Raw genomic sequence first — 21,658 nt, 5'->3', positions numbered from 1 at the left:
GGGGCAGGGGTATGGAGCTGTACACCTACTACCGTTCCACCTCGTCCTATCGGGTACGCATCGCGCTGGCGCTCAAGGGGCTGGGTTACCAGTCACTGCCGGTCAACCTGCTCAAGGGCGAGCAGCGCGATGCGGGCTATGTCGCGGTGAACCCGCAGGGCCGAGTGCCGGCCCTGCGCACCGACAGCGGTGCGCTGTTGGTGCAGTCACCGGCGATCATCGAATACCTGGAAGAGGTTTATCCACAGCCTGCGCTGCTGCCGGACACGGCCGAAGCGCGGGCCAAGGTGCGCGCCGTGGCGGCGATCATCGGTTGCGACATTCACCCGCTGCACAACGTCAGCGTGCTCAACCTGCTGCGCCAGGCCGGCCAGGACGAGGCTCAGGTCAACCAGTGGATCGCGCACTGGATCAGCCAAGGGCTGTCGGCGGTGGAGCAACTGATCGGCGAGCACGGCTTCTGCTTTGGCGATGAGCCGGGGTTGGCGGATGTCTACCTGCTGCCGCAGCTGTACGCTGCCGAGCGCTTCAACATTGACCTCAGCGGCTACCCGCGGCTGCGTCGCGTTGCGGCACTGGCTGCCCAGCACCCGGCGTTCGCCAAGGCGCACCCCTCGCAGCAGCCCGATACCCCGGTTCAGTGAATGGAATGGGTCGGCGCCGGGAGTTTGCCGATACGTTCGGACAGCTTCAGGCGTTGCGCCGGGTCGTCCGTCAGTAGCAGGGCATGCTCCAGGTCGAAGCGCTCGGCCTGCGGGCAATCCAGGGACTGGTACAGCGAAGCGCGGGTGGTGTAGTCGCTGACTTGCACCGGGCCCAGCTGCATGACCCGCTCGGCATCGATCAGCGCGGCCAGGTGGTTGTCGTTGCTGATGTGCAACTGGCGCAGGTTGCGTGACAGGCGTTGCAGCATCTGCCGTGGGCTGGCCGTGCGCATGTGCTCTGCGTTCAGCGGCACGTGCGGGCCGAACTGGCGGGCAAGCAGGTCACGGCAATCGCTTGGGTACAGGCGCCTGCCACCGCAGGGGTCAAGCAGGTGGTCGGCCCCGGGCACGCGCAGCAGGAAGTGGCCGGGGAAGCCCACGCCTTCCAGCGGGATGGACAGGCGCCCCGCCAGCTCCAGCGCCAGAATGGCCAGGGTCAACGGTTGGCCACGGCGGCGTTGCAGGACGTGGTTCAGCAACGCCGCCTGGGGCCGCAATGGGTGATATTCGTCTTGCTGAAAACCCAGTGCATTGAGTTGGCGCAGCAGCGGCTGGGCCAGTTCGCACAGGGGCAGCATCGGCAGGTGGGCGTTGATCTCGCGGTGCAGGTCGTGCAGCAGGGCAAGGCTGTGCGCGGGCTCGACAGCAGCGTCGTGCTCGGCGGCAATCCACAATGCGGCTTCCAGCAGGGCGACAGGCTCGCGTTCCAGGCAGGCCAAGCAGGCTTGACGTGGCTTCATGGGGGTATCTCCACACACGTTTAACTATTAGCCGTGGCGCGCTGTTTCGTCCAGTGGTCTGACCAAGGCTCTACCCTCGCGGGCGTGCCTATACTGCTAGGAGCACCTCGTTGGGGAGCCCGCCGATGTTCGCACTCATGCAAAGTACCCGTACCCACTCGTTGCACTTGTTCATCGACCCGCCCACGGGGCTCAAGGCCGTGGTGGTTATCCACAGCGAGCAACTGGGCCCCGCCATGGGCGGTTGTCGCTACCTGCCTTACGCCGATGACGAGAGCGCCATGACCGACGCGATCCGCCTGGCCCAAGGCATGAGCTACAAGGCCGCGCTGGCGGGGTTGCCGCTGGGGGGGGGCAAGGCGGTGATCATGCGCAACCCCCATGTCGAAAACCGCGCTGCGCTGTTCGAGGCGTTCGGCCGTTTCGTCGACACCCTGCAGGGGCGTTTCATTACCGCCGTAGACAGCGGTACCTCGACCGTGGACATGGACTGCATCGCCCAGAGTACCCCGCATGTGACCAGCACCACAGCCTCGGGTGACCCTTCACCGCATGCCGCCATGGGGGTGTTCGCGGGTATTCGCGCCACGTCCTATGCCCGCCTGGGCAGCTACAACCTGGAAGGCTTGCGGGTTGCGGTGCAAGGCTTGGGCAACGTTGGCTATGCCTTGGCCGAGCAGTTGCACGCGGCGGGCGCGGAGCTGCTGGTGAGTGACCTGGACCCTGGGCGTGTGCGACTGGCGGTCGAGCAGTTCAATGCGCACCCGGTGACCAACGATGCCTTGATCAGCACCCCCTGCGATATCTTCGCCCCTTGTGGCGTGGGGCCGGTGCTCAACGGGCAGAGCGTGATGCAACTGCGTTGCGCGGCGGTGGCGGGGGCGGCGAACAATCAGCTGACCACCCTGCAGGTGGCCGACCAACTGGAGTCGCGCGGCATCTTGTATGCGCCTGACTATGTCATCAATGCCGGTGGGCTGATCTATGTGGCATTGACCCATCGGGGTGAGGACCTGAGCACCATCACAGCGCACCTGGCGCGTATTCCCACGCGGCTGACCGAAGTGTTTGGCCATGCCCAGGCGGAGAAACGTTCGCCGGCGCGGGTGGCGCAGATGCTGGCGGAGCGGTTGCTCTACGGTTGAGTGCGGCGTTGTTGCCTGTGGGAGCGGTTAAACCTGCTCCCCAAATGCGCGCGATACTATTCGGCTGCTTGGCCATCGAGCAGCTCGGCCAAGGCGTCTGGCTGGCTCTTGAACGCCCGGGCGAACACATCGCGGTTCTTGGCCATGTAGATACCGGCTTCTTCGACCTGCTGCTCGGTCAGCGATGGCACCGCCTTGTGCAGCACTTCGGCCAGGCGCTCGGCCAGTTCGAGCATCTTGTCGTGACGATCTGCTTCGGCCTTATCCATGAACAAGCGCTCCGGGTCGCGGCTGCTGCGGTACACCACTTCGACGGCCATTCATCACCTCTATGCCTTTTTGCTGGTTGGGTTGCGTTTTACTGTATCTATATACAGTAATGGCATCGGGCATCGTTGCGCAACCAGAATCTTGCGCAAAAGCGTAGCCCACAGGTGCCTTGCGGCAATCGGTCGCCTTCCAAAGCGGGGGGCTTGGCCCTTTAACTGCAAGGCACAAGCGTCACAGAGGTGGCGCATCATCCTTCATGGCGTATCGGGGAATGGGACAATCGTGAACATCAAATGGGCTGAAAAGCTGCGCAAGGGCCTGCACGGCTCGGCCGACTCACTGGGCAACCTGTGCGTCGAGGCATTCCATTATCTGGCGCTGTTCGGCATTGGCGCCATCACTGCCTACGCGGCGGTGGTGACGTTTCTGGACATGCTCGGCAAGGGCGGGGTCAGTGTCGATGACATCCTGCTGCTGTTCATCTACCTGGAGCTGGGGGCCATGGTGGGGATCTACTTCAAGACCAACCACATGCCCATCCGCTTCCTGCTGTACGTGGCGATCACTGCGCTGACGCGCCTGCTGATCGGCGATGTCTCGCATCACAAGGCGCCGGATGAGGGCCTGCTGTACCTGTGCGGTGGCATCCTGCTGCTGGCGTTCTCGATCCTGGTGGTGCGCTACGCCTCGTACCGCTATCCCTCGACCAAGGTGCTGGATGCCAACGGCAAGGAAGTGGAGGAGGGCAAGTAAAACCCCAGGCCAAACCCTAGTTGGCCACGAAGTGACGCGGCGCGTGTTGCGCATCACGGGTCAGCGCGGCAAGCACCTGCATGGGGTTCTGGCCGAGTTCTATGGCCAGGCCCAGGCGGATGCTGTCGATGACCCGCTGCAGGCGCACCGGGTCGTTGCGCTGGGCCTGGCTGATCAGGCGCTTGGCGACCACGCCGGCGTCGTCGGACAGGGTCAGCATGATGCTGCCATCGAGGTTGGCGATGCTCAGGTTGACCCGGTACTCGGGGGCGAAGGCGGCGCTGATGAGTTCGAATGGGTTGTTCATGGTCATGCTTCTGCAGCAAATGGATTGCACAGGTTGACCCGACAAAAACCTCGTTGGTTCAGCGCCGTTGATCGGCAGAAACGAAAACGCCCGGCTCTAGGCCGGGCGTTTTGTTGTAACCATCAGGCGTCTGGGTCACTCAGTTCCAGTACACCGCGCTTGCTGCGCAGCTTGCCGTAGAAGTGTTCCAGCGCATGGTTGAGCTTGGTGGCGGCACCATCGACCGCCTGGTCCAGCGAGGTGGCGGTGTGGGTCACGGAAATCGGCTGGTGGCCTTTCGGGCGAGCCTCCATTTGGCAACGTTTGTCATGCGGTCCGGGCTTGGCGCCGTTCTCGTCGCGCAGGTGGACCTCGATGCGGGTGAGGTCGTCCTCGTAACGTTCGAGTGAGCTTTCCAGCGTACTGCGGACCCACTCGTCGAGCCGGGCGTTACCTTCGATATGGTTGCTGCTGTTGACCTGGATTTGCATGATTCAATCCTTATTCAGCTTGCTCGCATGGAGGCGTGCCTAGGCCCTTGAGACCTTTGGAATTTCTGCGCCTCTTGACTCTAAGGTCAGGCAACCGAGGCATGATTTCAAGCCCTTCTTGAAAATAAATTTCTTGTTGCAAATGCACGTTGAGGGCCCCGCAACCTCCTGCGCTACAGGCAATGCTTTGCTTATGAGAATTGAAATCATTACTATTGCAGCCCCGAAAATGCCCGGACCTCCGCCATGAAGAGCAAAGCCGCCGGCCTCCCACTCAGCTACCGCCTGGCCGTGGCTTCACGTTGCCTGGCCGCGGTGTTGGGCGGTTATCTGCTGGCGTCCATGGCCAGTGCCTGCATCGCGTTGCTGGCGCCCCTGTCACGGGTAGACGCGACGCTCATCGGCTTGCTGCTGTCGTTCGTCTTCTACCTGCTGGCCTTCATCTGGTGCTTCGCTTGCCGCAGCGCTTGGCGTGCCTGGCTGGGCGTGCTGTTGCCCAGCCTGCTGATGGCCATGGCCAGCGGGATTGCCTACTGGATGAAAACCCCATGAAAGAAGGCTTCCGCCAGGCCATGGCCTGGCTGCACACCTGGACCGGCCTGATCTTCGGCTGGCTGCTGTTTGCCATCTTCCTCACCGGCACGCTGTCGTACTTCAAGGAAGAGATCAACCACTGGTCCCAGCCCGAAGTGCGCCGCCATGCGCTCGACCCGGTCAACAGCCTAGGCCTGGCCCAGCGCTACCTGGAGGCCAACGCCGCGCACGCCGGCAGTTGGATGATCCGTTTGCCCAATGCCCGCGAGGCTGCGCTGAGCGTGAGCTGGCGTGACCCCGAGGCCGGGCGGCGTGGCTTTGTCAGCAAAAGCCTCGACGCGCAGACCGGCCAGCCGGTCGAGGCCCGCGACAGCCGCGGCGGCGAGTTCTTCTACCGTTTCCACTTCCAGCTCGAGATGCCGTATCCGCTTGGCCGTTGGCTGTCGACCTTCTGTGCCTTCATCATGCTGGTAGGCCTGGTCACCGGGATCATCACCCACAAGAAAATCTTCAAGGAGTTCTTCACCTTCCGCCCTGGCAAGGGCCAGCGCTCGTGGCTGGACGGGCACAACGCAATCGGTGTGCTGGTGCTGCCGTTCCACCTGATGATCAGCTACAGCAGCCTGGTGCTGTTCATGTACATGGTGATGCCTGCCGGCATCCTGGCCAGCTACGGCGGCAACACCGGCGATTACTTCAACGAGCTGTTCGGCCGTGACGATCCACCCAAGGCGGCCAACGTCGCGACGCCGCTGGTGCCGTTGCCGACGCTGTACGCCAAGGTTCAGGAACAAGTGCCAGGTGCGCGTATCGGCTACATCCAGCTGCACAACCCCGGCGACAGCAATGCCCAGGTCACCTTCACCCAGGCCTCCGCCGACAACATCGCCTACAAGCGCAGCGCCAAGTGGACCTTCGACGGCACCAACGGCGCGCTGCTGAGCCAAGGTGCGCCGGAGAGCGGCGCGATGGCGACGGCCTTCAGCTTCGCCGGCCTGCACATGGGCAATTTCGCGGGCCCCTGGCTGCGCTGGCTGTACTTCGTGTTCGGTGTGGCCGGCACGGCGGTGATCGGCACAGGCCTGGTGATGTGGCTGGGCAAGCGTCAGCTCAAGCATGCCAAGAGCGCGCACATGCCAGGCGAGTTACGCCTGGTCGAGGTGCTCAACATTGCCAGCATGAGCGGCCTGCTGCTGGCGGTGGCGGGGTTCTTCTGGGCCAACCGGCTGGTTCCTGTGGCGTTGGAAGGCCGCGCCGACTGGGAGGTCAACGCCTTCTTCCTGGCCTGGCTGCTGTCGCTGGTGCATGCCGTGTTGCGTCCCGGGCGTCGCGCCTGGGGTGAGCAACTGGCGCTGGGCGCGCTGGCGTTCGCCTTGCTGCCGCTGGTCAATGGCCTGACCACCGGCCAGGGCCTTGATCATTCGCTGCAGGTTGGCGACTGGGCCATGGCCGGGTTCGATCTCACGGCATTGGCCGTCGGCCTGTTCCTGGCCTGGGCGGCCAGCAAGATGCTGCGCGCCCCCAAACCCGTGGCCAAGCGCGCCTCGCGCGTGGCAAAAAAACCGGCTGCTGACGTGGTCGAGGTGGGCTGATGCTAGGTATTGCGCTGATCGGCTTCGCAGGCTTCGCTGCCCTGTGCCTGGCCATGGAAAAACACTTCAGCGACCTGCTTGGGTGCAAGCCGCGCCCGCAACAGGTGCGCTTGCTGCGGGTCGCTGGCTGGCTGCTGCTGATGCTGTCGCTGGTACTCAGCGTGCACCTGCGGGGCTGGGGCCATGGCCTGGTGGAGTGGAGCGCGGTGTTGATGGCGGGGGTGACCCTCTGGGTGTTCGTCCTGCCGTACCAGCCACGTCTGTTGCTGGGCCTGGCCGCCGCGAGCCTGGTGCTGGGCCCGCTGCTGGCTGTGCTGGCGGGGTGAGCGCTTGAGCCAGCCGCAAGACATGCGCGAACCTGACGCCGACAGCGCCAGCGGGCGCGCGCGTTTCGTCCAGGTGTTCCTGGCGCAGCGGGCGCGCATGGAAGCGTTGGTCAACCGCCGCGTCGGCTGCCGGGCTACGGCATCGGACCTGGTGCAGGAGTTGTTCCTGCGTTTCTGGCGCCGCCCCGAGGTCAAGGTCGAGGCACTGGACACCTACCTGCTGCGCTGTGCCGGCAACCTCGCCATCGACCACTTGCGCAGTGAAAGCAGCCGCGAGCGCGTGGCAGAAGCCACCCACGCCGTGGATGAGCAAGCCAGCGCCGCGGAGCCTGAGCAAGCCTTGGAGGTCGATCACGACCTGCAACGCATCGAAGCCGCATTGCGTGCCTTGCCCGCGCGTACGCGGCAGATCTTTCTGCTCAACCGCATCCACGGCTGCACGTACAGCGAGATTGCCACGGCCATGCAACTGTCCCAGAGCGCTGTGGAAAAGCATATGATGCGCGCCCTCGAAGCGTGCAAGGCGAGTATCGCCGAGCCCGCGTCCACCATGCGCAGGCCAGGGAGCGCCCGTCGATGAGCCGTCCGAATTCGATCACTGCCGCGCAGTCACAAGCCGCCCTGCAGTGGCTGATCCGCATCAACGAGCAGCCTGAGCAAGCCCAGGGCGCGGCGTTCAAGCGTTGGTTACTGGCCGACCCGGGGCATCGCGAAGCCTATGCCCAGGCCAAGGCACTGTGGCAGATGAGCGCGGTGCCGGCGGCGCGGTTGGCCGATGAAGAGCGCGAAGGCCTGCAGCAGTACCTGGATGCCATCGCCCGGCCACCTGCCCAAGGCCGTTGGCGGCAACGTGTCACCGCCTTGGCGGCGGCAGCCTGCCTGGTGCTTGCGGTCGGCGTTGTGGGTGGTTGGCACCCCGGCTTCTGGTTGCAGGACCTGCAGGCCGACCACAGCAGCACAGAGCACGTCCGCCAGCTGACCCTGGCCGACAAATCGCAAGTGACACTGGACGCGGGCAGCGCCATTGCGGTCGACTTCGCGCACGGCGAGCGGCGAGTACGGCTGCTGCGCGGGGCGGCGTTCTTCCAGGTCACCCACACGGGTGAGCCGTTTCTGGTAGCCGCCGCGGGCGGCGAGGTGCGGGTGCTGGGCACCCAGTTCGAGGTGCGTGAGCAGGGTGATGGCGCGCAAGTCACAGTGCGCAGTGGGCGTGTGGCGGTGACGCCGGTGCAAGGCGAGGTTGCCCGTGAACTGACGGCCAATCAGCAACTGGCCTACGTTGGCGGCCGAGCGGGCAGCACCCTGAGCGTGGACAGCGAGAGCCGCCTGGCTTGGCGCCAGGGCTGGCTGAATTACTACCAGGTGCCGCTGGCGCAGGTGGTCGAAGACCTTGGGCGCTATTACCCGGGGCGCATCCTGTTGCTTGATGGAGCGTTGGGGCAGCGCAAGGTCAGTGGCAGTTTCCCGGTGCAGGAGCCTTTGGCGGCGCTCGACTCGCTCGGCAAGGTGATGGGCTTTTCGCGGCAGACCGTATTCGGGCGTTTGACCCTTATCCGCTAGGCACCGGTCGCGCAAAAATTTTTCAGATAACGGATGAGGTAACAGGACGTGGCATCCGTGTAATGAGTGGAAGTGCGATTCATTCGCAGTCAATACCCACTTACAGGTCAGCGTCCATGAAGTTCACCCCGCGTTGCGTCCCCCTCTGGCTCGGTCTTGCAGTGTTCCCGGTCATCGCCATCGCACCGCTGGCCAGGGCCGCCGAGCAGATGCAGGCGTACACCTTCGCCCAACCGAGCCAGCCCTTGGCCCAGGCGCTCAATGCCTTCAGCCGTGCCACCGGCCAGAGCGTGGTCTACACCCTCGAGCTTCCAGGCGTGCAAGCACCCGCCCTCAACGGTACGTTCAGCGCCGAGCAGGCGCTGCAGCAATTGCTGGGCACCTCCGGCCTGGCCTGGCGCCGCGTCGATGCGCGCACCCTGACCCTCGAAGCAGTGGGCACCGATGGGGCACTGAACCTGCAGGCCACCACTGTGACCTCGCAAATGGACGCTTACAGCTACCAGCCCCCGGCCAGTGCCTCGATCATGCGTGGCCAAGGCCCGAACCAGGACATCCCCCAGGCGATCAACGTAGTCCCGGCCCAGGTCATCCGTGACCAGGCCCCACGTAACCTCGATGACGCCTTGACCCATGTCAGCGGCATTACCCAGGGCAATAACTTCGGCGGCACCTCCGACACCGTGATGAAGCGCGGCTTCGGTGACAACCGCGATGGTTCGATCATGCGTGACGGCATGCCCATCGTGCAGGGCCGCAGCCTCAACGCCAGTACCGAGCGGGTCGAGGTGCTCAAGGGGCCGGCCTCGTTGCTGTATGGCATCCAGGACCCGGGCGGTGTCATCAACGTGGTCAGCAAGCGCCCGCAACTGCAGCAGTACAACGCCCTGACCGTGCGCGGCTCGACCTATGGCAGCGGCAAGAACGGCAGCGGCGGCGGCTTCGACAGCACCGGGGCACTGGGCGACAGCCCGTTCGCCTACCGGCTGATCGTCGATCATGAGGATGAGGATTACTGGCGCAACTTCGGCGTGCACCGTGAATCGCTGGTGGCGCCGTCGCTGGCCTGGCTGGGCGAGGACACCCAGGTGGTGCTGGCCTACGAGCACCGCGAGTTTCGCTACCCGTTCGACCGCGGCACGGCATTTGGCAGCAACGGCCACCCGTTGGACATACCGGCCACGCGTCGTCTGGACGAGCCGTTCAACGACATGCAAGGGCGCTCCGACCTGTACCGCCTGGAGGTCGACCATCAACTGGCCGATGACTGGAAGCTGCACTTCGGCTACAGCTTCAACCGCGAAACCTACGATGCCAGCCAGGTCCGTGTGACCGGGGTCAACGAGGCCAAGGGCACGCTGACGCGCAGCATCGATGGCACCCATAACGCCATGAGCCGCGACCAGTTCGCTACCGTCAGCCTGGCGGGCAACGTCGAGCTGGGCGGCCTGCAGCATGACCTGCTGCTCGGTATCGATCACGAAGACCGCAAGGTGTTTCGTGGCGACCTGATTCGCCAGACCGCGCAGTCCAGCTTCAGCTATGTGAACCCGGTGTATGGCCAGGAAGTGGAGGGCAGCAGCGTGCGCGCCAGCGACAGCGACCAGACCGACAAACTGCGCACCGATGCCCTGTTCATGCAGGACGCGGTGCACCTGGACGACCACTGGATTGTGGTGGCCGGCGCGCGCTTCCAGCAGTTCGACCAGTACGCCGGGCGCGGCCGCCCGTTCAAGGCCAATACCGACACCAGCGGCCAGGCCTGGGTGCCGCATGCCGGTATCGTCTACAAGGTCGATGACCAGCTGTCGTTCTATGGCAGTTACAGCGAGTCGTTCAAGCCTAACTCCAGCATTGCGCCGCTGACCGGCGGCGTGGTGCTGGACGCCTCGGTGGCGCCGGAGGAGGGCAAGTCGTGGGAGCTGGGCGCCAAGCTCGACATGCCGGGCAGCCTGACCGGTACCCTGGCGCTGTTCGACATCACCAAGCGCAACGTGCTGGTGGCCAATTTCGACAGCGGCACCGGCGAGACGGTCTACAGCAATGCCGGTGAGGTCAATTCACGCGGTGTCGAGCTGGACCTGACCGGGCAGCTCAGCGAACGCTGGAGCCTGATCGGCAGCTATGCCTTTACCGATGCCAAGGTGACCAAAGACCCTGACCTTGAAGGCAACCGCCTGCAGAACGTGGCCAGGCACAGCGGCTCGTTGTCGGCGGTGTATGACTTTGGCAGCCTGTTCGGCGCTGACCGCCTGCGCTTGGGTGCCGGGGCCCGTTATGTGGGCGAGCGTGCGGGGAATGCGACCAACACCTTCGACCTGCCGAGCTATACCGTGGCCGATGCCTTTGCCACGTATGAGACCAAGCTCGACGAACACAACGTGCGCCTGCAACTGAATGTGAAGAACCTGTTCGACAAGGTGTACTACAGCTCGGCGGTGAACCAGTACTTCGTGGCGGTGGGGGATGCGCGGCAGGTGAGCCTTTCCAGCACCTTGGAATTCTGAATGGCTTGCCCCTCGAAGGGACGCAAAGCGGCCCCATCAAAGGGTGAAGGCTGCACGATAGGCGCCGGGCGTGGCCCCGAGTGCCTGACGAAACCGGTTGCTGAAATGGCTGGCACTGGCAAACCCGCACAGCAACGCAACCTCGCCCAGTGGCAACTGGCCCAGGCGCAGCAACTGGCAAGCCCGATGCAGCCGCCGAGCCAGCAGGTACTGGTGCGGCGGCAAGCCGAAACTGCTGCGGAACATGCGCGCAAAGTGGTGCTCGGACAAATTGCAGCGCACCGCCAGCTCGCCGAGGGTGATGGGCTGGTCCAGGTGCGCCTCGATGTATTCGACCAACTGTCGACGCAGGTTCGGCGCCAGCCCACCTTTCAACCGCAAGCCCTCACGTAGCCCAACCTGGCTGAGCACCGCGTGGTCGACGATCTCGTGCGCCAGGCTGCTGGCCAGCAAGCGCTCGCCGGGTTCATCCCAGGCCAGGCTGATCAATTGGTGAAAGCGCAGCGCCTGCTGCGGGTCGTCGAGAAACGTCGCCTCCTGCAACTGCAGCTCGCGCGGTTCGCGGTCCAGCAGGCGCACACAGCCGAGGGCGAACTGCGCCTCGCTGATGTACAGGTGGGCCAGGCGGATCTCGCCATTGACCACCCAGTTCGACTCGTGGCCGGCCGGCATGACGCACAGCTTGTTCGGCGCGCCCTTGTCGGCCGGGCGCTGGCGGCGAAACGTGCCGGTGCCATCGGCGATGTAGCACGACAGCGTGTGATGGCTTGGCGCCTGGTAGTCGCGGGCATCGTCGCGGTTTCGCCACAGTGCCGCAGCCAGGCCGTCGCCCAGGTGCGCGCTCAGCTCCAGGCGGGCATGGGGCGAGGCGTGCATGGCGTTGAACACTTGCAACTGGGACAGTGGGGTCATGGGCGATTCCTCTGAGCGCCATCGTACTGCGAGTTCGCCGTGCAGGCAGCTAGCTGCAATACAAAAGCGCAAGTTTGTGCAAGCGCGAAGGGGCCAGCAGGGCGAACACTGAGGGCCTCGGCGAGGGCTGCGCCCTCGATTCGCGGGGCACCGATCTTGAAAGGCCCAAGGAACCACCGCCATGAACCTGTCCCTGTACTTGCTCACCGTCCTGATCTGGGGCACCACCTGGATCGCCCTGAAACTGCAACTGGGCGTGGTCGCCATCCCGGTATCGATCGTCTATCGCTTCGCCTTGGCCGGGCTGATCCTGTTCGCCATTTTGCTGCTTACCCGCCGCCTGCAACCGATGAATCGCCGCGGTCACCTCATCTGCCTGGCGCAGGGCTTGTGCCTGTTCTGCGTCAACTTCATGTGCTTTCTTACCGCCAGCCAGTGGATCGCCAGCGGCCTGATCGCCGTGGTGTTCTCCACCGCGACCTTGTGGAACGCACTCAATGCGCGGGTGTTCTTCGGCCAGAAGATCGCCGCCAATGTGCTGGGCGGCGGCGCTTTGGGGCTGCTGGGCCTGGGCCTGCTGTTCTGGCCCGAACTCGGCCACCATGCGGCCAGTCGTGAAACCTTGTACGGCCTCGGCCTGGCGCTGCTCGGCACGCTGTGCTTCTCGGCTGGCAACATGCTGTCGAGCATGCAGCAGAAGGCCGGGCTCAAACCCATGACCACCAATGCCTGGGGCATGGTCTATGGCGCGGCGATGCTGACCGAGTATTGCCTGTTCAACGGCATCCCTTTCGCCATGGAATGGAACACCCGCTACATCGGCTCGTTGATGTACCTGGTGATCCCGGGTTCGGTGATCGGCTTCACCGCCTACCTGACCTTGGTCGGGCGCATGGGGCCGGAGCGGGCAGCCTATTGCACGGTGCTGTTCCCGTTGGTGGCGTTGAACGTGTCGGCGTTTGCCGAAGGGTACCAATGGACGGCCCCAGCGTTGCTGGGGCTCGTCGCGGTCATGGCGGGTAACGTGCTGGTGTTTCGCAAGCCTTCGCTCAAGCCGGCTGCCGTGTTGGCACGCTAGGTGGAAACCTCAGCCCTTCCACACCTGCGGGTTAACCAGGTCGCGCGGCCGCTCGCCCAGCAGCGCCGCACGCAGGTTGTCCATTGCCCGGTTGGCCATGGCCTCACGGGTTTCGGCGGTGGCCGATCCGATGTGCGGCAGGGTCAGGGCATTGGGCAGCTTGAACAGCGGCGACTCGCTCAGCGGCTCTTTTTCGTACACATCCAGGCCGGCGCCGCGAATAGTGCCGTTCTGTAGTGCCTCGACCAGCGCCGCTTCATCGACCACCGGGCCGCGGGCAATGTTGATCAGGAAGGCACTTGGCTTCATCAGCTTCAGCTCACGGGCCCCGATCAGCTTGCGGGTTGCCTCGGACAACGGCACCACGATGCAGACGAAATCGGCTTCGGCCAGCAGTTGTTCCAGGCTGCGCAACTGCGCGCCCAGCTCTTGCTCCAGCGCGGTCTTGCGGCTGTTGCCGGCATAGATCACCGGCATGTTGAAACCGAACCGCCCGCGACGGGCAATGGCGGCGCCGATGTTGCCCATGCCGACGATACCCAGGGTTTTGCCGTGCACATCGCTGCCGAAGTGGGCCGGGCCGACGGTGGCCTGCCACTGGCCGGCTTTGGTCCAGGCATCGAGCTCGGCCGTGCGCCGGGCGCAGCCCATGATCAGCGAGAAGCCGAGGTCCGCGGTGCTTTCGGTCAGCACGTCGGGGGTGTTGGTCAGGGCGATGCCGCGTTCGTTGAAGTAGTCGACGTCATAGTTGTCGTAGCCGACCGAGACGCTGGACACCACCTCAAGCTTGGCCGCGCCCTCAAGCTGCGCACGGCCAAGCTTGCGGCCGACGCCGATCAGCCCGTGGGCCTCGGGCAGGGCTTCGTTGAACTGGGCGCTGATGTCGCCGAGCTTGGGGTTCGGCAGGATTACGTTGAAGTCTTGCTGCAGGCGCTCGGCCATGGCCGGGGTGATACGGCTGAAGGCCAGGACGGTCTTTTTCATCGGGCAACTTCCACAAGAAAAGCTACAAGCTACAAGCTTCAAGCCACAAGAAAAAGCCGCGCTTGCGACGATCTGCTTTTTCTTGCGGCTTGAAGCTTATGGCTTGCAGCTACTTTCAGTTGGCGATCAGCACCTGATGGGTTTTCAGGTCTGCCTCATGGGCTGCAAGAATTTCCGGCAGCGAGTTGCGCAGGTACTCGACCCAGGTCTTGATCTTGGCATCCAGGTACTGGCGCGACGGGTAGATGGCGTACAGGTTCAGCTCCTGCAACCGGTACTCGGGCAGCACCCGCACCAGGCTGCCATCACGCAGGCCCTCGATGGCCGAATAGATCGGCAGCACGCCCACCCCCATGCCGCTGCGGATTGCGGTTTTCATGGCGTCTGCCGTGTTCACCTGGAACGGCGAGGTGCTGATGTTGACCATTTCCTGGCCTTCCGGGCCGTCGAACAGCCACTTTTCCAGCGGAATCACCGGGCTGACCATGCGCAGGCAGGCGTGCTTGAGCAGGTCGGCAGGCTTGTGCGCGATGCCGTTGCGCGCGATGTAGGCGGGCGAGGCACAGACGATGCTGTAGGTGATGCCCAGGCGCTGCGACACGAAGCCCGAGTCCGGCAGCTCGGTGGCCAGCACGATGGACACGTCGTAGCCTTCGTCGAGCAGGTCCGGCACGCGGTTGGCCATGGTCAGGTCGAAGGTCACGTCCGGGTGCGATTCGCGATAGCGGGCGATGGCATCGACCACGAAATGCTGGCCGACCCCGGTCATCGAGTGGACCTTCAACTGCCCGGCCGGGCGGGCATGGGCGTCGCTGGCCTCGGCTTCGGCTTCTTCAACGTAGGTAAGAATCTGTTCGCAGCGCATCAGGTAGCGCTTGCCAGCCTCGGTCAACGCGATGCGGCGGGTGGTGCGGTTGAGCAGCCGTGTTTGCAGATGGGCTTCCAGATTGGAGACCGCCCGCGACACGTTCGCGGTGGTCGTATCCAGCTGCGCCGCCGCAGCCGTGAAGCTGCCAAGTTGGGCTACGCAACTGAAAGCACGCATATTTTGCAGGGTGTCCATGGGTCGCTCTCAAGGTAGAGGACAAAATTGTGTCACGAAGTAACGACGAAGTTATTAAAAGTTACCTTCGACCAAAGGCTGATTATCGCGCGTTTGGTAACAAAGATTCGCAGGAATATGCGCTTATCGCCAGTCCTGCGGCCCCCTAGAATTGCTCGGCCCCTCCACCTCTTCCTCGGGAAATCGCAGCTGTGCCGCGTCGCATCATCAGAACGCTTCAAGTGTTCAGTGCCTGTGCCCTTAGCCTCACCTTGAGCGGCTGTATCGGAACCTGGGGCATCGCCCCGCAAAGCAAGACGTTGCACGCCAACACCCTGACGACCGACGCGGCGATACGCGAAGCCGCCACTGACGCGCACTGGCCCGACCAGCAGTGGTGGCAGGCCTACCGCGACCCGCAGCTGAACCGCTGGGTTGCACTGGCCGTCGAAGGCAGCCCGAACCTGGCCATGGCCATGGCGCGGGTGCGCGAGGCCAAGGCCATGGCCGGTGTGGTCGAGTCGGCGGAAAAACTGCAGGCCAACGGCCAGGCGTCACTCAAGCGCCACAATTGGCCTGAGGACCCGTTCTACGGCCCTGGCGCGCTGTCGGGCGCCAATACCTGGGACAACAATGCCGCCCTCGGTTTCAGCTATGCCCTCGACCTCTGGGGCCGCGAACGCAATGCCAGTGAACAGGCCGTGGACCAGGCGCACATGAGCGTGGCCGAGGCCCGTCAGGCGCAGCTCGAGCTGCAGAGCAACGTGGTGCGTGCCTACATTCAACTGAGCCTGCATTTTGCCCAGCGCGATATCGTCAAGGCCGAGCTCGAGCAGCAAGAGCAGATTCTGGCCCTGGCCAAGCGCCGGCTGGACGCGGGCATCGGTACCCATTTCGAAGTCAGCCAGGCGCAAGCGCCGCTGCCGGAAACCCATCGCCAGCTCGACAGCCTCAACGAAGACATCGCCCTGACCCGCAACCAGCTGGCCGCCTTGGCCGGCAAAGGGCCGGGCGACGGCGCGCAGATCGAGCGCCCGAGCCTGACCCTCGGCGACCCGCTGAAGCTGCCCTCGGCACTGCCCGCCGAACTGGTGGGCCAGCGCCCGGACGTGGTGGCCAGCCGTTGGCAGGTGGCCGCGCAAGCCCGCGGCATCGACGTGGCGCATGCCGGCTTCTTCCCCAATGTCGACCTGGTCGGCAGCCTGGGCTTCATGGCCACCGGCGGCGGCCCGCTGGAGTTTCTCACCGGGCGCAAGTTCAACTACAACGTCGGCCCGGCCATCAGCCTGCCGATCTTCGACGGTGGCCGCCTGCGCTCGCAGCTGGGCGTCGCTTCGGCGGGCTATGACATGGCCGTGGCGCGTTACAACCAGACCGTGATCGGAGCGCTGAAAAACATTTCCGACCAGTTGATCCGCCGTGAGTCGATGAAAGAACAGTCGCACTTCGCCGCCGAATCGGTCGCCGCCGCGCAGAAGACCTACGACATCGCCATGGTCGCCTTCCAGCGTGGCCTGACCGACTACCTCAATGTGCTCAACGCGCAAACCTTGCTGTTCCGTCAGCAGCAGGTGCAGCAGCAGGTGCAGGCCGCCCGCCTGGTCGCCCATGCCGAGCTGGTCACAGCCCTGGGTGGCGGCCTGCAAGCGGGCCAGGACGTGCCGCAGCCAGGGCGCCAGGCTGCGCCGAAAACCCCGGCCACCCTGGCCGTTTTCGACAAGCAGCCGGATAACGCCGAATGAGCACTTCCAGTCTGCCCGTGCGCTGGCTGCAGAGCCTGGAGTGGCGCCGGGGCTTCTTTGCCTGGGCGCGCACCGATGGTGTGACCTGGGTCTACATCTTCAAGGTGCTGGCTGCCGCCTTCATCACCCTGTGGCTGGCCATGCGCCTGGAACTGCCGCAGCCGCGCACGGCGATGATCACCGTGTTCATCGTCATGCAGCCGCAAAGCGGGCACGTGTTCGCCAAGAGCTTCTACCGGGTGCTCGGCACCCTGGCAGGTTCGGCGATGATGGTTGCGTTGATCGCCATCTTCCCGCAGAACACCGAGCTGTTCCTGCCCAGCCTGGCCCTGTGGGTCGGCCTGTGCTCGGCGGGCGCCATGCGCTACCGCACCTTCCGTGCCTATGGTTTCGTGCTGGCCGGCTACACCGCAGCGATGATCGGCTTGCCGGTGCTGCAACACCCCGACCAGGCCTTCATGGCTGCTGTGTGGCGGGTGCTGGAGATCGCCCTGGGAATTCTCGTTTCAACCTTTGTCAGCGCCGCGATTTTGCCGCAGTCGGCCAGTGCGGCCATGCGCAACGCCCTGTACCAGCGCTTCGGCGTGTTTGCCGGGGTGGTGGTCGAAGCCTTGCGTGGCGACAGCCAGCGTGACCGTTTCGAAACCAGCAACGTGCGCTTCGTTGCCGAGGCCGTGGGCCTGGAGAGCCTGCGTAACGTCACCGCCTTCGAAGACCCGCACATGCGCAGGCGCTCTGGCCGGCTGGTGCGCATGAACAGCGAATTCATGGCCATCACCACGCGCTTCAACGCCCTGCACCGGTTGCTCGAACGCCTGCGCGCACGTGGCCCATTGCAGATCGTCAGCGCCATCGAGCCCGGCCTGAACACCTTGGTCGCGTTGCTTGAACCCTACGTGGGCCGCGCCTTGACCGACTCGGACGCGCTGCGCCTGACGTTGGAGCTGGCCGCCTATAAAGAGGGCCTGCAAGCCCAGGTGCGTGGGCTGCGCACCGAGTACCAGCAGACCGCACCCAGCGAGTCCGACCTGCTCGACTTCCATACCGCTTTCGAGCTGCTCTACCGCTTCGTCGACGAGATGTACAGCTATGCCGAGACCCATGCCTCGCTGGCCGCGCACACGCATCAGCGCGAGCAGTGGGACGAGCCCTATGTGGCGCAGACCAGCTGGCTGGTGTCACTGGCGGCCGGTGTGCGCGCTTCGGCGGTGCTGTTGCTGTTGGGCAGCTACTGGTTGCTCAGCGACTGGCCCAGCGGCGGCATGATGACGCTGATCGCCACGGTCACCGTGGGCCTGTCGGCGGCTTCGCCGAACCCCAAGCGCATGTCGTTCCAGATGGCCTGCGGCACGGCGATCGGGGCCTTTGTCGGCTTCTTCGAGACGTTCTTCGTATTCCCCTGGATCGACGGCTTCCCGCTGCTGTGCATGGTCCTGGCGCCGGTCTTCGTGCTTGGGGCGTTCCTCTCGTCGCGGCCTGCCTATGCCGGTTACGGCATCGGTTTGCTGGTGTTTTTCGCCATCGGTTCGGTGCCGAACAACCTGACCGTCTACGACCCCTACACCTTCATCAACGATTACATCGGCATGGTCATCGGCATGTTCGTCTGCGCCGCAGCCGGGGCGATCATCCTGCCGCCCAACAGCCGCTGGCTGTGGAGCCGGCTGGAGCAGGAGCTGCGCGAGCAGGTGCTGTTCGCCATCAGCGGCCGCTTGCGAGGCCTGGGCTCGGCCTTCGAGAGCCGCACCCGCGACCTGCTGCACCAGGCCTATGGCCTGGCGGCCGGCAAACCGAAGGTGCAGAGCGAGCTGATGGGCTGGATGTTCACCGTGCTGGAGGTCGGCCACGCCATCATCGAACTGCGCAAGGAGCAGGCCCGCGCGCCGATCCATCCGGCGTATGCCGAATCCCAGCCGTGGCGTCAGGCCATTCGCGTCATGGGCCGGGCGCTGGCGCGCTTGTTCCTGCAGCCCAGCGCCAGCAACCACGAGCGCGCCCTGGTGGCGGTGGACCACGCCATCAGCCGCGTGCAGGCCACCGATGAGCCGTTCGCCCGGCACTTCGACACCTCGGTGCTGCGCCGCGCGCAAAGCTACCTGCACTTCATCCGTTCTTCCCTGCTGGACCCTCAGTCGCCGCTGGCACCGGCGAAAGGATTGCACAATGCCCCGTGAAATCATGCCCCGTGAGATCGCCTTCCATGGCGTGTACATGCCCACCATGACCCTGATGTTCCTGTTCGCCCTGGGCCTGGCCTGGGGCCTGGACCGCTTCATCGCCAGCCATGACGGCTACCGCTTCTTCTGGCACCCGGCGCTGCTGCGCCTGAGCCTGTTCGTCTGCCTTTTCGGCGCCCTGGCGCTGTCTGTCTACTGGTGAGAAACCCTCGATGAAAAAGTTCTTCAGCCTGATCGCCACCCTGCTGGTGCTGGTGGCTGCCGTGGCGATCGGCCGCCAGTTGTGGCTGCACTACATGACCACGCCGTGGACCCGCGACGGCCGTGTGCGTGCCGACATCATCAACGTCGCCGCCGACGTGCCGGGCTATGTGGTGGGTGTGCCGGTCAAGGACAACCAGCGGGTGAAGAAGGGCGACCTGCTGATCCAGATCGACCCTGAGCACTATCAGCTGGCCGTCGACCAGGCCAAGGCCCTGGTCGCCTCGCGCAAGGCCACCTGGGAGATGCGCAAGGTCAACGCCAAGCGCCGGGCCGACATGGACAACTTGGTGATCTCCAAGGAAAACCGCGACGACGCCAGCAACATCGCCAACTCGGCCCAGGCGGATTATCAACAGGCCCTGGCCGAGCTGGCGGCGGCCGAGCTGAACCTCAAGCGCACGCATATCGTGGCCACGGTGGATGGCTACGTGACCAACCTGAACATTCACAAGGGCGACTATGCGCGCACCGGTGAGGCGGTGATGGCGGTGGTCGATGAGCACTCATTCTGGGTCTACGGCTTTTTCGAAGAGACCAAGCTGCCGCATGTAAAGGTAGGTGATCGGGCCGAGTTGCAGATGATGAGCGGCGAGCGCATCACCGGCCATGTGGAGAGCATCGCCCGCGGTATTTATGATCGCGACAACCCGCAGAGCCGCGAGCTGATTGCTGACGTGAACCCCACCTTCAACTGGGTGCGGCTGGCGCAGCGGGTGCCTGTGCGGATTCACATTGATGAAGTGCCAGAAGGGTTTTTGCTGGCGGCGGGGACGACCTGTACGGTGGTGGTGAAGCCGGGTGAGGAGTGAGGTGTTTGCCCCAGTGTTCGCCGCAACCCTTCTGGCGCCCATGAGATCGAGCGCCGCCCGCGCGGCGCTCGATCTCATGGGCGCTGCAAAACTCAAGGCGAACCCTCGCAGGCGCACCCCCAATCTCTACCCCGCAACCCCCACCAACACCGGCACCTCGACCCGGTCAATCACCTTCGCGCTGATCGACGGATCCAGCAACCGCCCCAATCGCGACAAATGCCGGTGCCCCATGATGATCAACTCGCACCCCAGCTCCTGCGCCTGGCCAACGATAACCTCCACCGGCTGCCCGGCCACCATGGCCCCTTGGCTGGCAAAACCCGCCTTTTGCAACACACGCACGGCATCCGCCACGGCGCTTTCGCCCAAGTGCTGCTCCTCGCAGGCAGCCGGGTATTCCTCCAGTTCCTCGGCGGTATAGGGCGCAGGTTGGTCGTGCACGGTAAAGGTGGTGTCGATGGCCAGCAGCACGTGCAGTTCATGTTCGTCAGGGCGGCAGTAGCGGCGGGCGAGGGTGAGCAGGGCGGCAGCAGCAGGGGAGGCATCGATGGCAATCAAGACGGTGCTGGGCATGTGAATCCTTGTCGAAGCTGGCTAGTCGGTTGGCTGTACAGCCACTGCGTCACTTATGGCCCATCCCGCACCCCGAATAAATGCTCCCTCACGCACGACCTTATTGCGTCAGACGCAATCAACCAACCTGCTACCATCGCCTTTCCCACAGCTGTAACGGAAAACGGCCATGCAACTCCCGGACATGAACCTGCTCGTCGCCCTCGATGCCTTGCTCGACGAGGGCAGCGTGGTGGGCGCGGCGCAGCGCATGAACCTGAGCCCGGCGGCCATGAGCCGCACCTTGGGGCGCATTCGCGATGCGCTGGGTGACCCGATTCTGGTACGCGCCGGCCGTGGCCTGGTGCCCACCCCCCGTGCGCTGGCCTTGCGCGAGCAGGTGCATGGCCTGGTGGAGCAGGCTGGGCAGGTGTTTCGCAGCCGCGACGATGTCGACCTGGTGAACCTGGACCGTGCCTTCAACATCCGCACCAACGACCTGTTCATTGCCCTGTACGGTGCCCAGTTGCTGCGCATGATGCTGGCCCAGGCGCCGCGTACGGTGCTGCGTTTCGTGCCGGAAGGTAGTGGCGATGATGATGCGGTGCTGCGCAACGGGCACATCGACCTGATCATCAGCTCGGCCATTGAGCTGGGCCCGGAAATCAAGGTGCAGAGCCTGTTCAACACCTACTTCGTGGGCCTGGCGCGTGTGGGGCACCCGATCTTCGACGCCCCGATCACTCCTGAGCGTTTTGCCGCCTACCCGCAGATCAGTGTGTCGCGCCGCGGCCGGGCCAATGGGCCGATCGATGAGGCGTTGGCCCAGCACAAGGTGGAGCGGCGCGTGGCGTTGATCACCACCAGCTTCCACTCGGCGATGTTCTCGTTGCCGGATTCGGACCTGATCCTGCCGATACCGGCCAATATCCTCAACAGCGTGCAGCGCTTGAAGCTGCCCTTGCGCTCGTTCGAGATCCCGGTGCCGCTGGCAAAAGTCAATGTAATGCAGGCCTGGCACCCGCGGTTCGACAACGACCCAGCGCATCGGTGGCTGCGCCAGACCTTGAGGGCGTGTGGCCGGTTGGACCCGTGAGCGCACCATCAATTGCGTCTGACGCAATATAAAGCTGCCAACAAGTCAGTTTTCGTCAGCATTCGATCTTCTTAGACTTGCTCCAGCCCTA

23 protein-coding genes are annotated in these 21,658 nt (G+C 64.4%); 15 read left to right on the top strand and 8 right to left on the bottom strand.

Annotated features, from left to right (window positions below):
- The first annotated feature begins 11 nt into the window (after positions 1 to 11).
- Positions 12 to 644 (top strand): maleylacetoacetate isomerase, encoded by a 633-nt coding sequence (gene maiA, locus HU766_RS16465; RefSeq protein ID WP_186658831.1) that lies wholly within the window; start codon positions 12 to 14, stop codon positions 642 to 644.
- Here the strand turns inward: maiA and HU766_RS16460 are convergent.
- On the bottom strand, positions 638 to 1,444 hold the full coding sequence (locus HU766_RS16460) for a tetratricopeptide repeat protein (RefSeq protein ID WP_186658828.1): 807 nt from the start codon (positions 1,442 to 1,444) through the stop codon (positions 638 to 640). The genes maiA and HU766_RS16460 overlap by 7 nt on opposite strands.
- A 125-nt stretch (positions 1,445 to 1,569) precedes the next feature.
- Between HU766_RS16460 and HU766_RS16455 the strand changes: the two genes are divergently transcribed.
- Positions 1,570 to 2,589, top strand: a complete 1,020-nt coding sequence (locus tag HU766_RS16455) for a Glu/Leu/Phe/Val dehydrogenase (protein ID WP_186658825.1) — start codon at positions 1,570 to 1,572, stop codon at positions 2,587 to 2,589.
- A gap of 56 nt (positions 2,590 to 2,645) precedes the next feature.
- Here the strand turns inward: HU766_RS16455 and HU766_RS16450 are convergent, their stop codons facing one another.
- A complete protein-coding gene (locus HU766_RS16450; protein WP_033702906.1) occupies positions 2,646 to 2,909 on the bottom strand; it encodes a YebG family protein in 264 nt (87 codons plus the stop codon).
- A gap of 232 nt (positions 2,910 to 3,141) precedes the next feature.
- Between HU766_RS16450 and HU766_RS16445 the strand changes: the two genes are divergently transcribed.
- On the top strand, positions 3,142 to 3,612 hold the full coding sequence (locus HU766_RS16445; RefSeq protein WP_012274137.1) for a phosphate-starvation-inducible PsiE family protein: 471 nt from the start codon (positions 3,142 to 3,144) through the stop codon (positions 3,610 to 3,612).
- Between the two features lie 16 nt (positions 3,613 to 3,628).
- Here HU766_RS16445 and HU766_RS16440 read toward each other — a convergent pair whose 3' ends face one another.
- Together HU766_RS16440 and HU766_RS16435 are read right to left on the bottom strand one after the other, a co-directional pair.
- Positions 3,629 to 3,919 (bottom strand): DUF3509 domain-containing protein, encoded by a 291-nt coding sequence (locus HU766_RS16440; RefSeq protein WP_033702905.1) that lies wholly within the window; start codon positions 3,917 to 3,919, stop codon positions 3,629 to 3,631.
- A gap of 122 nt (positions 3,920 to 4,041) precedes the next feature.
- Complete coding sequence (locus tag HU766_RS16435) at positions 4,042 to 4,389, bottom strand: HPF/RaiA family ribosome-associated protein (RefSeq protein WP_027595269.1); 348 nt, start codon at positions 4,387 to 4,389, stop codon at positions 4,042 to 4,044.
- 246 nt (positions 4,390 to 4,635) lie between these two features.
- Between HU766_RS16435 and HU766_RS16430 the strand changes: the two genes are divergently transcribed.
- From HU766_RS16430 to HU766_RS16405, 6 genes are all read left to right on the top strand, one after another.
- Positions 4,636 to 4,941, top strand: a complete 306-nt coding sequence (locus HU766_RS16430; protein ID WP_186658822.1) for a DUF3649 domain-containing protein — start codon at positions 4,636 to 4,638, stop codon at positions 4,939 to 4,941.
- On the top strand, positions 4,938 to 6,515 hold the full coding sequence (locus HU766_RS16425) for a PepSY-associated TM helix domain-containing protein (protein WP_186658819.1): 1,578 nt from the start codon (positions 4,938 to 4,940) through the stop codon (positions 6,513 to 6,515). The genes HU766_RS16430 and HU766_RS16425 overlap by 4 nt, the downstream gene beginning before the upstream one ends.
- On the top strand, positions 6,515 to 6,841 hold the full coding sequence (locus HU766_RS16420) for a DUF3325 domain-containing protein (protein WP_186658816.1): 327 nt from the start codon (positions 6,515 to 6,517) through the stop codon (positions 6,839 to 6,841). Before HU766_RS16425 ends, HU766_RS16420 begins: the two co-directional genes overlap by 1 nt.
- A gap of 4 nt (positions 6,842 to 6,845) precedes the next feature.
- Positions 6,846 to 7,421, top strand: coding sequence for an RNA polymerase sigma factor (locus tag HU766_RS16415; protein ID WP_033702901.1), 576 nt, complete (start codon positions 6,846 to 6,848; stop codon positions 7,419 to 7,421).
- Positions 7,418 to 8,401, top strand: a complete 984-nt coding sequence (locus HU766_RS16410) for a FecR domain-containing protein (protein ID WP_186658813.1) — start codon at positions 7,418 to 7,420, stop codon at positions 8,399 to 8,401. Before HU766_RS16415 ends, HU766_RS16410 begins: the two co-directional genes overlap by 4 nt.
- A gap of 116 nt (positions 8,402 to 8,517) precedes the next feature.
- Positions 8,518 to 10,908, top strand: a complete 2,391-nt coding sequence (locus HU766_RS16405) for a TonB-dependent receptor (RefSeq protein WP_186658810.1) — start codon at positions 8,518 to 8,520, stop codon at positions 10,906 to 10,908.
- Between the two features lie 36 nt (positions 10,909 to 10,944).
- On the opposite strand, the gene HU766_RS16400 is transcribed toward HU766_RS16405, so the two are convergent.
- On the bottom strand, positions 10,945 to 11,820 hold the full coding sequence (locus HU766_RS16400; RefSeq protein ID WP_186658807.1) for an AraC family transcriptional regulator: 876 nt from the start codon (positions 11,818 to 11,820) through the stop codon (positions 10,945 to 10,947).
- A gap of 181 nt (positions 11,821 to 12,001) precedes the next feature.
- Here HU766_RS16400 and HU766_RS16395 point away from each other — a divergent pair, with 181 nt between their 5' ends.
- Positions 12,002 to 12,898 carry a DMT family transporter gene (locus HU766_RS16395; protein ID WP_186658804.1) on the top strand — a complete coding sequence of 299 codons (897 nt, stop codon included), beginning with the start codon at positions 12,002 to 12,004 and terminating at the stop codon, positions 12,896 to 12,898.
- A 9-nt stretch (positions 12,899 to 12,907) separates the two neighbouring features.
- On the opposite strand, the gene HU766_RS16390 is transcribed toward HU766_RS16395, so the two are convergent.
- Together HU766_RS16390 and HU766_RS16385 are read right to left on the bottom strand one after the other, a co-directional pair.
- Complete coding sequence (locus HU766_RS16390) at positions 12,908 to 13,882, bottom strand: D-glycerate dehydrogenase (RefSeq protein ID WP_033702896.1); 975 nt, start codon at positions 13,880 to 13,882, stop codon at positions 12,908 to 12,910.
- Between the two features lie 115 nt (positions 13,883 to 13,997).
- A complete protein-coding gene (locus HU766_RS16385; RefSeq protein ID WP_033702895.1) occupies positions 13,998 to 14,945 on the bottom strand; it encodes a LysR family transcriptional regulator in 948 nt (315 codons plus the stop codon).
- 191 nt (positions 14,946 to 15,136) lie between these two features.
- On the opposite strand from HU766_RS16385, the gene HU766_RS16380 reads away from it, so the two are divergent.
- From HU766_RS16380 to HU766_RS16365, 4 genes are read left to right on the top strand one after another with little or no spacing between them, the layout of a single operon-like run.
- On the top strand, positions 15,137 to 16,666 hold the full coding sequence (locus HU766_RS16380; protein WP_186658801.1) for an efflux transporter outer membrane subunit: 1,530 nt from the start codon (positions 15,137 to 15,139) through the stop codon (positions 16,664 to 16,666).
- Positions 16,663 to 18,840 carry an FUSC family protein gene (locus HU766_RS16375; RefSeq protein WP_186658798.1) on the top strand — a complete coding sequence of 726 codons (2,178 nt, stop codon included), beginning with the start codon at positions 16,663 to 16,665 and terminating at the stop codon, positions 18,838 to 18,840. The genes HU766_RS16380 and HU766_RS16375 overlap by 4 nt, the downstream gene beginning before the upstream one ends.
- 4 nt (positions 18,841 to 18,844) lie before the next feature.
- Complete coding sequence (locus HU766_RS16370) at positions 18,845 to 19,045, top strand: DUF1656 domain-containing protein (RefSeq protein WP_027595286.1); 201 nt, start codon at positions 18,845 to 18,847, stop codon at positions 19,043 to 19,045.
- A gap of 10 nt (positions 19,046 to 19,055) precedes the next feature.
- Positions 19,056 to 19,916 carry an HlyD family secretion protein gene (locus HU766_RS16365; protein WP_033702892.1) on the top strand — a complete coding sequence of 287 codons (861 nt, stop codon included), beginning with the start codon at positions 19,056 to 19,058 and terminating at the stop codon, positions 19,914 to 19,916.
- Positions 19,917 to 20,042: 126 nt separating this feature from the next.
- Here HU766_RS16365 and HU766_RS16360 read toward each other — a convergent pair whose 3' ends face one another.
- The gene (locus tag HU766_RS16360; RefSeq protein WP_033702891.1) at positions 20,043 to 20,492 is read right to left on the bottom strand and encodes a universal stress protein; all 450 of its coding nucleotides are present in this window, start codon (positions 20,490 to 20,492) and stop codon (positions 20,043 to 20,045) included.
- A 169-nt stretch (positions 20,493 to 20,661) separates the two neighbouring features.
- Here HU766_RS16360 and HU766_RS16355 point away from each other — a divergent pair, with 169 nt between their 5' ends.
- Positions 20,662 to 21,567 (top strand): LysR family transcriptional regulator, encoded by a 906-nt coding sequence (locus HU766_RS16355; protein ID WP_033702890.1) that lies wholly within the window; start codon positions 20,662 to 20,664, stop codon positions 21,565 to 21,567.
- The last annotated feature ends 91 nt before the right edge of the window (positions 21,568 to 21,658 follow it).

The organism is Pseudomonas sp. SWRI77, from assembly GCF_014269105.1.
Taxonomy (GTDB): domain Bacteria; phylum Pseudomonadota; class Gammaproteobacteria; order Pseudomonadales; family Pseudomonadaceae; genus Aquipseudomonas; species Aquipseudomonas capeferrum.
Note: the sequence above shows the minus strand (reverse complement) of the source record. Positions and strands in the feature narration are given on the sequence as shown.